11 protein-coding genes are annotated in these 12,509 nt (G+C 63.6%); 10 read left to right on the forward strand and 1 reads right to left on the reverse strand.

Annotated features, from left to right (window positions below):
* The first annotated feature begins 101 nt into the window (after positions 1-101).
* Together K408_RS0119945 and K408_RS0119950 are read left to right on the forward strand one after the other, a co-directional pair.
* Positions 102-3,338, forward strand: coding sequence for a bifunctional cytochrome P450/NADPH--P450 reductase (locus K408_RS0119945; protein WP_024340051.1), 3,237 nt, complete (start codon positions 102-104; stop codon positions 3,336-3,338).
* A gap of 125 nt (positions 3,339-3,463) precedes the next feature.
* Complete coding sequence (locus K408_RS0119950) at positions 3,464-4,138, forward strand: spermine/spermidine synthase domain-containing protein (RefSeq protein WP_024340050.1); 675 nt, start codon at positions 3,464-3,466, stop codon at positions 4,136-4,138.
* Here the strand turns inward: K408_RS0119950 and K408_RS0119955 are convergent.
* On the reverse strand, positions 4,135-5,049 hold the full coding sequence (locus tag K408_RS0119955) for an alpha/beta fold hydrolase (protein ID WP_024340049.1): 915 nt from the start codon (positions 5,047-5,049) through the stop codon (positions 4,135-4,137). The genes K408_RS0119950 and K408_RS0119955 overlap by 4 nt on opposite strands.
* A 160-nt stretch (positions 5,050-5,209) precedes the next feature.
* Between K408_RS0119955 and K408_RS0119960 the strand changes: the two genes are divergently transcribed.
* From K408_RS0119960 to paaA, 8 genes are all read left to right on the forward strand, one after another.
* Positions 5,210-5,590 carry a hypothetical protein gene (locus K408_RS0119960; RefSeq protein ID WP_024340048.1) on the forward strand — a complete coding sequence of 127 codons (381 nt, stop codon included), beginning with the start codon at positions 5,210-5,212 and terminating at the stop codon, positions 5,588-5,590.
* The gene (locus K408_RS0119965) at positions 5,587-6,669 is read left to right on the forward strand and encodes a PHA/PHB synthase family protein (RefSeq protein ID WP_024340047.1); all 1,083 of its coding nucleotides are present in this window, start codon (positions 5,587-5,589) and stop codon (positions 6,667-6,669) included. Before K408_RS0119960 ends, K408_RS0119965 begins: the two co-directional genes overlap by 4 nt.
* On the forward strand, positions 6,666-7,259 hold the full coding sequence (locus K408_RS0119970) for a GNAT family N-acetyltransferase (protein WP_024340046.1): 594 nt from the start codon (positions 6,666-6,668) through the stop codon (positions 7,257-7,259). Before K408_RS0119965 ends, K408_RS0119970 begins: the two co-directional genes overlap by 4 nt.
* A 239-nt stretch (positions 7,260-7,498) precedes the next feature.
* Positions 7,499-7,954: a phasin gene (locus K408_RS0119975; protein WP_024340045.1), complete on the forward strand. Its 456-nt coding sequence runs from the start codon at positions 7,499-7,501 to the stop codon at positions 7,952-7,954.
* A 164-nt stretch (positions 7,955-8,118) separates the two neighbouring features.
* On the forward strand, positions 8,119-9,405 hold the full coding sequence (locus K408_RS0119980) for a DUF445 domain-containing protein (protein WP_024340044.1): 1,287 nt from the start codon (positions 8,119-8,121) through the stop codon (positions 9,403-9,405).
* A gap of 200 nt (positions 9,406-9,605) precedes the next feature.
* Complete coding sequence (locus K408_RS0119985) at positions 9,606-10,376, forward strand: esterase/lipase family protein (RefSeq protein WP_024340043.1); 771 nt, start codon at positions 9,606-9,608, stop codon at positions 10,374-10,376.
* A 195-nt stretch (positions 10,377-10,571) separates the two neighbouring features.
* Positions 10,572-11,435: a phenylacetic acid degradation operon negative regulatory protein PaaX gene (paaX, locus tag K408_RS0119990; RefSeq protein WP_024340042.1), complete on the forward strand. Its 864-nt coding sequence runs from the start codon at positions 10,572-10,574 to the stop codon at positions 11,433-11,435.
* Positions 11,436-11,510: 75 nt separating this feature from the next.
* On the forward strand, positions 11,511-12,503 hold the full coding sequence (gene paaA, locus K408_RS0119995) for a 1,2-phenylacetyl-CoA epoxidase subunit PaaA (RefSeq protein ID WP_024340041.1): 993 nt from the start codon (positions 11,511-11,513) through the stop codon (positions 12,501-12,503).
* Positions 12,504-12,509: the final 6 nt, after the last annotated feature.

Raw genomic sequence — 12,509 nt, forward strand, 5'->3', positions numbered from 1 at the left:
GGAGCGGCGAGGCAATCCAGATATGCAACCGCGGATACATTCTGGATCGCTTCGCTCGCAATGACGCGGTGAATGATCGAGGCAGGGGGAAGCGCAGTCAAATGTCATCCACGAACCGTCTGGACCCTATTCCGCATCCGCCGACCAAGCCGGTGGTCGGCAACATGCTGTCGCTGGATTCGGCTGCTCCCGTGCAGCACCTGACGCGGCTCGCCAAGGAGCTCGGCCCGATCTTCTGGCTCGACATGATGGGCTCGCCGATCGTGGTCGTCTCCGGCCACGACCTCGTCGATGAGCTCTCCGACGAAAAGCGCTTCGACAAGACAGTGCGCGGCGCGTTGCGGCGCGTGCGCGCGGTCGGGGGCGACGGCCTGTTCACGGCCGATACCAAGGAGCCGAACTGGAGCAAGGCGCACAACATCCTGCTCCAGCCCTTCGGCAACCGCGCCATGCAGTCCTACCACGGAAGCATGGTCGACATTGCCGAGCAGCTCGTCAACAAGTGGGCACGGCTCAACGCCGACGACGAGATCGACGTGGTCCACGACATGACGGCGCTGACGCTTGATACGATCGGCCTGTGCGGCTTCGACTACCGTTTCAACTCGTTCTATCGGCGCGACTACCATCCCTTCGTCGAATCGTTGGTGCGCTCGCTCGAAACCATCATGATGACGCGCGGCCTGCCGTTCGAGCAGCTCTGGATGCAGAAGCGCCGCAAGACGCTCGCCGAAGACGTCGCCTTCATGAACAAGATGGTCGACGAGATCATCGCCGAGCGCCGCAAGAGCTCGGACGGGATCGACGACAAGAAGGACATGCTGGCTGCGATGATGACCGGCGTCGACCGTGCGACCGGCGAGCAGCTCGACGACGTCAACATCCGCTACCAGATCAATACGTTCCTGATCGCGGGGCACGAGACCACCAGCGGCCTGCTGTCCTACACGCTCTATGCACTGCTCAAGCATCCGGACATTCTCAAGAAGGCCTATGACGAGGTCGATCGCGTCTTTGGCCCGGATGTCAATGCGAAGCCCTCCTACCAGCAGGTAACGCAGCTCACCTACATCACGCAGATCCTGAAAGAGGCGCTGCGGCTGTGGCCCCCGGCGCCGGCCTACGGCATCTCGCCGCTCCAGGACGAGACTATCGGCGGCGGCAAGTACAAGCTCAGGAAAGGCACGTTCACCACCATTCTGGTGACTGCGCTGCACCGCGATCCCCCGGTATGGGGACCGAACCCGGATGCGTTCGATCCCGAAAACTTCAGCCGCGAGGCGGAAGCCAAGCGGCCGATCAATGCCTGGAAGCCGTTCGGCAACGGCCAGCGCGCCTGCATTGGGCGTGGCTTTGCTATGCATGAAGCTGCACTCGCACTCGGCATGATCCTTCAGCGCTTCAAGCTGATTGATCATCAGCGCTACCAGATGCACCTGAAAGAGACGCTGACGATCAAGCCGGAAGGCTTCAAGATCAAGGTGCGTCCGCGCGCCGATCGCGAGCGCGGCGCCTATGGGGGGCCCGCCGCGGTTGCGTCGTCGACGCCAAAAGCGCAGCGCCAAGCCACCACGCGGCCTGGCCACAACACGCCGATGCTGGTGCTCTACGGCTCCAATCTCGGCACTGCCGAGGAACTCGCGACGCGCATGGCAGACCTCGCCGAGATCAACGGCTTTGCCGTGCATCTCGGGCCTCTCGATGATTACGTCGGCAAGCTGCCGCAAGAGGGCGGCGTGCTGATCATCTGCGCCTCCTATAACGGCGCGCCGCCCGATAATGCGACACAATTCGTCAAGTGGCTTGGCAGCGACTTGTCGAAGGATGCCTTTGCTGGCGTGCGCTACGCCGTCTTCGGTTGCGGCAACAGCGACTGGGCTGCCACCTATCAGTCGGTACCGCGCTTCATCGATGGGCAATTGTCGGCCCATGGTGCGCGCGCGGTGTATCCGCGCGGCGAGGGCGACGCACGCAGCGATCTCGACGGGCAGTTCCAGAAATGGTTTCCGGCGGCGGCCGAGGTCGCAACCAAGGAATTCGGCATCGACTGGAATTTCACCCGCACCGCCGAGGACGATCCGCTCTACGCGATCGAGCCCGTTGCAGTGACCGCCGTCAACACCATCGTCGCTCAGGGCGGCGCGGTGGCGATGAAGGTGCTGGTCAACGACGAGCTTCAGAACAAGAGCGGGCCCAATCCGTCGGAACGCTCGACGCGCCACATCGAGGTGGAATTGCCATCCACTGTCACCTACCGCGTCGGAGACCATCTGAGCGTCGTTCCGCGCAACGATCCGACCTTGGTGGACTCGATTGCCCGCCGCTTCGGCTTCCTGCCGGCGGACCAGATCAGGTTGCATGTCGCGGAAGGCCGCCGTGCGCAACTGCCGGTCGGCGAGGCCGTGTCGGTCGGTCGTCTGCTCAGCGAGTTCGTCGAGCTACAGCAGGTCGCGACGCGCAAGCAGATCCAGATCATGGCGGAGCACACCCGATGCCCCGTCACCAAGCCGAAGCTGTTGGCCTTTGTTGGCGAGGAAGCCGAGCCGCTGGAGCGCTACCGCAGCGAAGTTCTGGCCAGGCGCAAATCGGTGTTCGACCTCCTGCTCGAATATCCAGCCTGCGAATTGCCGTTTCACGTCTATCTGGAAATGCTCTCGCTGCTGGCGCCGCGGTACTACTCCATCTCCTCCTCGCCGTCGGTCGATCCCGCGCGTTGCAGCGTCACGGTCGGTGTGGTCGAAGGGCCGGCCGCGTCGGGGCGCGGTATCTACAAGGGCATCTGCTCGAATTATCTCGCCAACCGCCGTGCGGGCGATGTGATCTACGCGACCGTACGCGAGACCAAGGCGGGCTTCCGGCTGCCGGACGATTCGTCCGTGCCGATCATCATGATCGGACCGGGCACTGGCCTTGCGCCGTTCCGCGGCTTCCTACAGGAGCGCGCCGCGCGCAAGGCAAGGGGGGATGTCCTCGGGCCGGCCATGCTGTTCTTCGGCTGCCGCCATCCCGATCAGGATTTTCTCTACGCCGAGGAGCTGAAGGCGCTCGCGGCGGCCGGCATCACCGAGCTGTTCACGGCGTTCTCGCGCGCGGACGGACCGAAGAGCTATGTGCAGCATGTGCTCGCTACGCAGAAGGAGAAGGTCTGGTCGCTGATCCAGCAAGGTGCGATCATCTATGTCTGTGGCGACGGCGGCAAGATGGAGCCCGGCGTGAAGGCGGCGCTGGTCGCCATCCATCGCGAGAAAAGCGGCAGCGACGCCGCTGCCGGTGCACGCTGGATCGACGAGATGGGCGCGAAGAACCGGTATGTGCTCGACGTCTGGGCAGGAGGGTAGCCGCGGCCCCAGTGCCGTAGCCTGGACGGAACGTAGCGAAATCCGGGTGTCTTTCCGAGATGAGCGTTCCCCGGATTGCGCTTCGATCCATCCGAGCGACGAACTAATCGTGCTAAAGCACTCCCATGATTCCCTGGGAAAAGATCGATACCGCCAAAATCCCCGGCTCGGACGAAGAGCTCCGCCTGATGCGGCGGGGCAAGGAATTTTCGATCAAGCTCGGCACCAACGAGCTGATGAACAATCGCCTTTCGGGCTCCGAAGCTGCGCTTGCGACGCTTGCGGCGAAGCAGATAGAGCACACAGCGAAGCCTGTCGTTCTCATCGGGGGCCTCGGCATGGGCTTTACGCTGCGCGCGGCGCTTGCCGTGCTCGGATCAAAGGCCAGGATCGTGGTCTCCGAGCTCGTGCCGGCGGTGGTGAGCTGGGCGCGAGGCCCGATGGCGGAAGTCTTCGGCGACAGCCTCGATGATCCCAGGGTGACCATCCGCGAGATCGACGTGGCCGAGATCATCCGGGCGAAGCGGTCTGCCTTCGATGCCATTCTCCTCGACGTCGACAACGGGCCGGAAGGGTTGACCCGGAAGGGTAACGACGCGCTCTACAGTGCGAGCGGGTTGGGGACGGCAAAGAATGCGTTGCGGCCGGGCGGTGTGCTCGCTGTCTGGTCTTCGGGACCCAACCCGGCGTTCACCAGGCGTCTTCGGACTGCCGGCTTTGCGGTGAACGAGGTCAATGTCCGCGCCACCGGACGAGGCGGCGGTGCGCGCCACGTGATCTGGATCGCAAAGAAGAGCTAGGCAGCCTGGGCCGCAGCGCTATGCGCGTGCTCGTCGATGGCGTCGATGATCTGAGGCCAGAACCGCATCGGCAAGGCATGGCCCATGCCTTCGATCATCAGCAGCTTCGCGTTCGGGATTGACGCTGCGGTGTCCTTGCCGCCTTCGGGGCGGACCAGTGGATCGACGGTGCCGTGAATGACCAATGTCGGTGCCTTCACCGCGTGCAGCCGCTCCTTCCGGCTCCCGGACGCCAGCACGGCGCGGAGCTGGCGGCCGACGCCGGCCGGATTGAGTCCACGCGCGAACACGCGCTCGGCGCGGCCCGGGTCTAGCGCTTCCTCTTCCGGAAAATGCCCGGCGCGCAGCACTTTCCAGGTCTGGCCGAAGCGGACAATGAACTCCTCCTTGCTGCGCGGCGGCGGCGCCATCAGCATCGCGGCGGCCTCGCGTGTCGGCGGCGGCACGCGCGGATTACCCGTGGTCGACATGATCGAGGTCAGCGAGCGTACGCGGTGCGGAAACGACAGTGTCACCTCCTGCGCGATCATGCCGCCCATGGAGGCCCCGACGAGGTGCGCCGACTTGATGCCGAGCGCGTCCATCAATCCGATTGTGTCCTTCGCCATGTCGATCAGCTTGTATGTCGCGGCCACGGGTATCCTGAAGAGGCGCAGCTTCAGCAGTTCGAGCGGCGTCAGCCGTTTGCCGCCCGTGAGATGGCTCGACTTGCCGATGTCGCGATTGTCGAAGCGGATCACGCGGAAGCCGCGCGCGGCAAGCTGCTCGCAGAACGCATCGTCCCAGTGGATCATCTGCGCCCCGAGCCCCATGATCAGCAGCAATGGCTCGGCATTGTCGTTGCCGAAAATCTCGTAGCAGATGTCGATTCCGTTGGCGCGGACGGTCTGGGGCGGCTGATGAGCGGTCACGGGTCCCTCCTGCTGATCGATGCTGTATCGCACGGTTTCGTCCCGCGAAGAAGCGGCCTCGCGACGCTGCGCCACTGCTTGCCGGTTGACCGGCCCCGCGCAACGGTGTGGTATGGTGAGATAAGAAGGGTGCAAAGCCCTCCACATCGGGAGGATGCTGATGACCGACAAGATCACCGATCCAGTCGCCTTGTGGCAGAAGATGGTTGGCGAGATGGAGAAGGGTTTCAACTCCTTCGCCACCAAGGCGATGGAGACGCCAGAATTCTCGCAAACCGTGAACCGCGCCGGCGGGGTTGCTGCAGGTGCTCAGAAGCAGTTCGGCGATCTCATGGAGAAGTACCTGCTCTCCATGAACCTGCCGAGCCGCGAGCAGATGACCGGCATCGCGGAGCGGCTCCAGTCGATCGAAGGCCAACTCGGCGAGATCAAGTCGATGATAAGCCAGATGTCGGCCAATTCGGGCGCGCAGCAACCAGGCGCCGCGCCACGGCCGCCGCGCACCAAACGTCCGCCGTCCGAAGGCGGAGGGCGGGAATGAATGCGACAGCAGGACTTGATTTCGCCGCGATACCCGAGCGCATCCAGTCTGAAGTGCAGCGCGCAATCATGCGCAGTATCAAAGGCGTCGAATACTTCTCGACGTCCGGCCCTACGCTCGGCTCGACGCCAAAGGACGTGCTGCATTCGCGCGGCACAATGAGCCTGTATCACTACCGGCCGATGTCGGACGAAATTTACCGCGTGCCGGTCCTGATTGTGATGGCCACCACCAATCGAGGTTACATTCTCGACCTCGTGCCAGGGCAAAGCTTCATCGAGTTCCTGCTCAGGCGCGGCTACGACGTCTACATGCTGGACTGGAGCGCCCCGCGGCCGGAGGAGAAGAGCCTGCGCATGGACGACTATGTCCTCGACTTCATCCCGGATTGCGTCCGCCGCGTGCAGGCCGATTCCGGCGAGCAGGACGTCTCCGTCATCGGCTATTGCTTCGGCGGCGTACTGTCGCTGCTCTACGGCTCGATCCACAAGGGCGGGCCGATGAAGAACCTCATCTGCTTCACCACGCCGATCGACTTCCGCGAGATGAAGCTGTTCTCGAACTTCTCCGACCGCCGCTATTTCGACGTCGACCGTCTCGTTGACAGCGTCGGCAACGTGCCGCCGGAAATGATCCTGTCCTCGTTCGAGATGCTGCGCCCGGCGTCGCGCACCGCGAGTCAGATTCAGCTGTGGGAGAACATCTGGAACGACGAGTTCGTCAAGTCGTACCGTATGTTCGACCGCTGGGCGACCGACACGCTGCCGCTCGCCGGGGAGTATTTCCGCGCGATCACCAAGGACCTGATGTGGGACAACAAGCTGTTCAACGACACCATGTCGGTCGGCGGCCGCGCGGCGAAGCTGGAGGACATCAAGGTGCCGATCCTGCACGCGGTCGCGGAGCACGATCACATCGTGCCGTATGAAGCCGCAAAGCACCTGATCGCCAAGATCGGCTCGACGGACAAGGAAGAGGTGATCCTGAAGGGCGGTCACGTCTCTCTGGTGGCGGGCGCCAACGCAGTGAAGCGGCTGTGGCCGAAACTGGATTCCTGGCTGGGGAAGAGATCGACATGAGTGAACAGCGTTCCTATCCGCGTCACGTCAAGACCGATGCCGGCGATGTCGAGATCCGCCTGATGTCGCCTGCAGACGAGGCCGCGGTGCTCGCTTTCGGCAAGAGCCTGCCGACCCACGATTTGCTGTTCCTGCCGCGCAACATCAGCGAGCCCAAGGTGCTGTCGGCCTGGGTCAAGGAGATCGAGCGCGGCGCGATTCAAAGCCTGCTCGCGGTGAGAGAGGGCAGGGTCGTCGGTTGCGGCACACTGGTGCGCGATCCCCACTCCTGGTCGCCCCACGTCGGTGAGATCCGCATGGTGGTTTCGCCCGAGGTCCGCGGGAAAGGGGTGGGGAAGGCGCTATCGCAGGAGACATTTGCGCTCGCTTTTGGGGCTGGCCTGGAAAAGTTGTCGGTCCAGATGACGGTCGACCAACAGGCGGCGATCGCTCTCTTCGAAAGTCTCGGCTTCAAGGCCGAGGCGTTGCTGCGCGATCATGTCCGAGATGTCGGCGGCAAGACCCACGACATCGTCGTGCTGGGCCACAACATCGCACAGGTCCAGGCTCAACTGGAGGCCTACGGGCTGCCAGGCGCTGTCCAGCAATAGCGAGGCGCGGTTGCGCACGGAAAGTGTCTGCCGCCGGGCGCGCCTTCCCGCCGCCGGCGAGCCGACATTGGCGCCGGAGGCATCGCGCTGCCTTTCATTAAGGCTTCTCACACTTTCGTGATACCGCGGTGCAGCATTAATGTTGCATCGCACAATTAACTATGCCATATAGGGCATGCCCCGGGCCAATCCGGACGGGGTGAGCCATAGCTCAGACGATTGAGGATGGAGAGAACCCCATGACCACCGAAACCAACGCCGCTTTCGACAGCTTCAAGGACGCTTTCAAGAACATCCAGAACCTGGAAGTTCCCGAGGCCGCCCGCGAGTTCGTCAAGAAGACCGCCAACACTGCGAAGGACCGTGCCGCCGAGGTGTTCGCAGGCTCCGAGCGCGTGACCGCTGCCGTCGAGAACGCGGTAACCGAGTCCGTCACTGAAGCCGGCAAGATCAGCCGCAACATCCAGCAGGCGATCTACGAGGACGCAGAGGCATTCTTCTCGGGCATCGACAAGCTCGCGTCTGCCAAGTCGTTCAGCGAGGCCGTCGAGATCCAGTCGGGTCTGCTCCGCGCCCGCGGCGAAGCGTTCGTCTCGCGCGCCAAGGCGACCGCCGACTATTTCGGCCAGCTCGCTGCCAACGGTGCGAAGTCCGCTCAGGACAATTTCGCCAAGGTCTACAACAAGACCGCCTGATCCGGCGCTGACGATAAACTGAGGTTGAGGCCCGCTTCGGCGGGCCTTTTGTTTGCGCCGCAGCCGTCAGCGCGAGGAACCTTGCGCCGAGGCAATCCAGAGTGTCAGGGAAAGATTCTGGATTGCTTCGCTTCGCTCGCAATGATGAGTAGGGTGGTGCGATCATGATACAACCTGCCACCTCTTCCTTCGTCACTCCCGGCGATGCCGAACGTGCAGCCGAGCTTCGCCGTGTGAAAGCGCTGGCGACGCTGGTGCTGGTCTCGACGTTGGCATTGTTCGTGGTCGCAAAGTGGCTGCTGCCCGTGCATCCCGTGTTCGGCTTCATCGCAGCCTTCGCGGAAGCCGCGACCATCGGCGGCCTCGCCGACTGGTATGCCGTGGTCGCGCTGTTCAAGCGACCGCTCGGACTGCCTATCCCCCACACTGCGATCATTCAGAGTAATCAGGCCCGTATCGCCGACAAGCTCGGCGAATTCATCGAGGTGCATTTCCTGGAAGCCGGACCGGTTGAAGCCAAACTGAAAGAAATCGATTTCGGCTCCTTCGTCGCGGACTGGCTACGCGACCGCAAGCGCAGCGATGATCTGGCGCGTTTCGCGTTGCGCCTACTGCCGGAGGCCTTCTCCGCGACCGAAAGCTCCGGCCTGATGACATTCATCATCCGCCGCATGTCATCGCAGCTGCAGGCCATCGATCTTGCGCCGCTCGCCGCCGGCACGCTACGCGGCTTCGTCGCAGAGAGACGACATCAGATCCTGTTCGATGATCTCCTGCGCGTGATGCACGAGACGCTGAATCAGAAAGACACGATGGCGATGATCCGCGAGAAAGTGCGCGCGGAACTGCCGACCTTGCTGCGGCTGTATCGCGCCGACAAGTTTCTGGTGAACAAGATCGTGGCGTCCGCGACGGCGTTCTTCAATGAGGTGCGCAGCGATCCCGAGCATCCGTTTCGCGGTGAGTTTGATCGCATGGTGCTAGGCTTCGTCGACCGGCTCGGTACCGATCAGGCCTATATCGACCGCATCGACGGCTTAAAGCGCGATCTGCTCGCACGTCCCGAGCTTGCCGATCTCGCCCGCACCATCTGGGCCAACACGCGTTCGTTCATCGAGCGTAGCGCAAGCGGCGAGACGCAGGTGCTGCAACATCATCTCGCCGGCATGTTCGTCGCGGCGGGTGAGGCGCTCGCCGGCGACGCCGAACTGCGCGGCGAGATCAACAAGGGCCTGGTGACGGTGCTGCGCAGCTTTGTCGCCGACCAGAAGAGGGGTGTCTCCAGCTTCATCTCCGATCAGGTCAAGGCTTGGAACATGAAGCAGCTGATTTCGCTGATCGAAATCAATATCGGCCGCGATCTGCAGTACATCCGCTTCAACGGTTCGCTGATCGGCGGCCTCGCAGGGCTTGCGCTGTACTCCGTAGAATCCCTGCTTCGATGGTTGTGACTTTTGCGTCACGGCCGTTAGCATTGACGCGCGGAGCTATTGTCGCCCCGCGTCTCTCCGGCTTGAATGCCGGAACCGGCCGCCTAGCTGATTCATGTTGCGCTGCGGAACGATCAAGAAGCCGGGGAGTTGGAATTCATTCGCCTTTTCCGGTTTTTCCACCCGGTGATCCTTCCAGCAATTCTTTCAAGGGACCATTGATGACCGCTTCCGCCCAGCCGCTGCGTCCGCCGTCCCGTACCCTGATGTTTCTGGAAGGGCGCGCGATCCACGAGTTCGGTGCCTTCCTCAGCGCGCTGCCGCTGCTGAGTCTTGCGCCGAGCGGCGATGGGCACCCCGTGCTGGTGCTGCCGGGCCTCGTCGCCTCCGATGGGTCCACGCGCGCGCTGCGCACGTTTCTGACCAGCAAGGGATACGCGGTGAGCGGTTGGGGACAGGGCCGCAACTACGGCCTCCGTCCGGGCGTTCAGGACGCGATGGTCGATCTGGTGCACGAGCTCAGCGACACGCATGGCCGCAAGATCAGCCTGGTCGGCTGGAGCCTCGGCGGCCTCTATGCTCGCCAGCTCGCGAAGATGGCGCCCGATCGCGTGCGCCAGGTCATCACGCTCGGGAGCCCCTTTGCCGGTCATCCGCGCTCGACAAATGCCTGGCGCGTCTACGAATGGGCGAGCGGACGGAAGTCCGACGAGGTCGATCCGCAGTTCGGCGGCGAGCTCGCCGTGCCGCCGCCGGTGCCGACCACCGCCATCTTCAGCCGCACTGACGGCGTCTGCGCTTGGCAGGGCTGCATGGAGAAGGCGGGGGCGCAGACCGAGAGCATCGAGGTCGAGAGCAGCCATTGCGGCATGGGCCATCATCCCGCCGTCGTCTACGCCGTGGCCGACCGGCTCGCACAGAAGGAAGGCCAGTGGCGGCCGTTCGATCGCAGCGGCTGGCGCAGCCTCGCCTATCCTGACCCGCACAGATAGCCGAACCCTGCATGGTTCGAGACGCGCGGCGTTGCCGCGCTCCTGACCATGAGGGTTAAGCGTGGTGACGCCCCCACGGGGATTGGACCTCATCCCGAGGAGGCGAGAGGCGCCGTCTTGAAGGATGCAGCCCGGCGTTCGCATTGTCGCTCCCATCCATTGTCGCGCCCGCACCAAACGCGCTATGCCTCGCGCATGGCGCATCCGCTCTCCCGCATCATCGACCAGCTCAAGCGCGAGCCGTCGCGCACCGGATCCATCGTCATCACCGTGTTCGGGGATGCCATCGTGCCGCGCGGTGGTTCGGTGTGGCTCGGCACGCTGCTGGAGTTCTTCGAGGGTCTCGACATCGACAGCGGTGTCGTGCGTACCGCGATGTCGCGCCTCGCGGCCGATGGCTGGCTGACGCGCGAAAAGGTCGGTCGCAACAGTTTTTACCGTCTCGCCGAGAAAGGCCGCCAGACGTTCGAGGCGGCGACGCGTCACATCTATGATCCGCCGCCGTCTGAGTGGACCGGCCGCTTCGAGTTGCTGCTGATCGGCAATGGTGAGGATCGCGACGCCTCGCGCGAGGCACTCCGCAACGCCGGGTTCGGAAGTCCGCTGCCGGGCGTCTGGGTCGCACCGTCAGGTGTGCTGGTGCCGGACGAAGCGGCGGGGGCCATCCGTCTCGAAGTTTCGGCTGAAGATGACAGCGGCCGCCGCCTGCTGAGCGCAAGCTGGCCGCTGCAACGCACCGCGGACGCCTATCTCAAATTCATGAAGACGTTCAAACCGCTGCGCGCCGCGCTCGCGCGCGGTACGGACTTGTCGGAGCCCGACGCCTTTACGGCGCGGATCCTGCTGATCCACTACTATCGCCGAGTCGTACTGCGCGACCCGCTGCTGCCGGAGAGCCTGCTGCCGGCGGATTGGCCGGGCCGGGCCGCCCGTGAACTCTGCGGCGAGATCTATCGCGGGCTCCTTGCTCCATCGGAGCAATGGCTCGACGGTCATGGAACCAACGAGAAGGGGCCGCTTCCGGCGGCCCGGAAGCTTCTGGAACGGAGGTTTGCCTGATCATATGTTACAGAAATATCTTGCATGAGAAGAATTTCGTTATATATTGCGTTCCAATAAATCGGGAGAATGCGCATGTATACCCAGGCGCTCAACACGGCCGAGAGCGACGATCGCGCTCTTGAGGACGCCGCCAAGGCTGCGCAGTTCCAGGCCCGGATCGACGCCGAGGAACGCATCGAGCCGAACGACTGGATGCCGGCGGCCTATCGCAAAACCCTCACCCGGCAGATCTCCCAGCACGCACACTCCGAAATCGTAGGCATGCTGCCAGAGGGCAACTGGATCACGCGTGCGCCGACGCTGCGCCGCAAGGCCGCGCTGCTCGCCAAGGTTCAGGACGAGTGTGGCCACGGGCTTTATCTTTACGCCGCTGCCGAGACGCTAGGCGCTTCGCGCGAAGAGCTGGTTGACGCCATGCTTGCGGGCAAGGCCAAGTATTCCTCGATCTTCAATTACCCGACGCTGACCTGGGCCGACATCGGCACCATCGGCTGGCTTGTCGACGGCGCGGCGATCATGAACCAGATCCCGCTGTGCCGCTGCTCCTACGGCCCCTATGCGCGCGCCATGATCCGCGTTTGCAAGGAGGAGTCCTTCCATCAGCGCCAGGGCTACGAGATCATGCTGACGTTGTGCCGCGGCTCGGACGAGCAGAAGGCGATGGCGCAGGACGCGCTGAACCGGTGGTGGTGGCCAGTGCTGATGATGTTCGGCCCGCCCGATGCCGCGAGCCAGCACAGTGACACCTCGACGAGATGGAAGATCAAGCGCTTCTCCAACGACGAGCTGCGCCAGAAGTTCGTCGATGCCACCGTGCCGCAGGCGCAATATCTCGGTCTCAGCATTCCCGATCCGGGCATGATTCAGGATGCCGACGGGCACTGGCGCTACAGCCAGATCGATTGGACCGAGTTCAAGCAGGTGCTTGCGGGAAACGGCCCGTGCAACCGCGACCGCATGGCCGCGCGCCGCAAGGCGCATGAGGATGGCGCCTGGGTGCGTGAGGCAGCCGCCGCCTATGCCGCCAAGCGTGGGCAGCGTCAGAGCGCGCAAGCTGCCGAATAGGGAGAT

The sequence above is a fragment of the Bradyrhizobium sp. in8p8 genome (assembly GCF_000426845.1).
Lineage (GTDB): Bacteria > Pseudomonadota > Alphaproteobacteria > Rhizobiales > Xanthobacteraceae > Bradyrhizobium > Bradyrhizobium japonicum_C.

Coding starts and splice junctions, on each gene's coding strand:
- K408_RS0119985 (WP_024340043.1), top strand. CDS start 9,606: ATGACCGCTTCCGCCCAGCCGCTGCGTCCGCCGTCCCGTACCCTGATG.
- K408_RS0119960 (WP_024340048.1), top strand. CDS start 5,210: ATGACCGACAAGATCACCGATCCAGTCGCCTTGTGGCAGAAGATGGTT.
- K408_RS0119975 (WP_024340045.1), top strand. CDS start 7,499: ATGACCACCGAAACCAACGCCGCTTTCGACAGCTTCAAGGACGCTTTC.
- paaA (WP_024340041.1), top strand. CDS start 11,511: ATGTATACCCAGGCGCTCAACACGGCCGAGAGCGACGATCGCGCTCTT.
- K408_RS0119980 (WP_024340044.1), top strand. CDS start 8,119: ATGATACAACCTGCCACCTCTTCCTTCGTCACTCCCGGCGATGCCGAA.
- K408_RS0119965 (WP_024340047.1), top strand. CDS start 5,587: ATGAATGCGACAGCAGGACTTGATTTCGCCGCGATACCCGAGCGCATC.
- paaX (WP_024340042.1), top strand. CDS start 10,572: ATGGCGCATCCGCTCTCCCGCATCATCGACCAGCTCAAGCGCGAGCCG.
- K408_RS0119945 (WP_024340051.1), top strand. CDS start 102: ATGTCATCCACGAACCGTCTGGACCCTATTCCGCATCCGCCGACCAAG.
- K408_RS0119970 (WP_024340046.1), top strand. CDS start 6,666: ATGAGTGAACAGCGTTCCTATCCGCGTCACGTCAAGACCGATGCCGGC.
- K408_RS0119950 (WP_024340050.1), top strand. CDS start 3,464: ATGATTCCCTGGGAAAAGATCGATACCGCCAAAATCCCCGGCTCGGAC.